At 53.8% G+C, this 463-nt stretch carries 1 pseudogene; it reads left to right on the forward strand.

Annotated elements, in window-relative coordinates:
- Positions 1-236 precede the first annotated feature (236 nt).
- Positions 237-463: pseudogene (locus DVK06_RS19490) on the forward strand (ABC transporter permease); the annotation flags it as partial.

Raw genomic sequence — 463 nt, forward strand, 5'->3', positions numbered from 1 at the left:
GGATCGACTACCAGCCGCCGGGTGCGATGGGTGCTGCGTCCGCAATGGACAAGGACATCACGCTCTCCGAGAGTAAGTAACGCAACTCAGCGCGCCGATTTTTCAACAATCAGGCAGTGAACCGAAGGTTCAGTGTCCGTGGTAAATGTTTCCGCGAGCATAACGTAAGACATAATCATGATGGCTGTTCAAGACCTACATAGTATGAGCGACAAGAACTGGCATAGGGGTGGAAAATGAGCCGCTGGGAGTATCTACTCAAACGGATTCTACTAGCGCTTCCAGTAGTCCTCTTTGGTGTCACAGTTACCTTCTTCATTATCCGGCTCGGGCCGATAGACCCGGCCGCGGCTATCCTTGGTCCCCAAGGTGCAACGGGTGCCGAAGCGGAACGGATTCGGCAGCAACTTGGCTTGAACGACCCGCTGTGGCAGCAGTACTTCGACTACCTGGTGAATTTGGT

This window comes from Halorubrum sp. Atlit-28R (genome assembly GCF_003665955.1).
In the GTDB taxonomy this organism is placed as follows: domain Archaea; phylum Halobacteriota; class Halobacteria; order Halobacteriales; family Haloferacaceae; genus Halorubrum; species Halorubrum tropicale.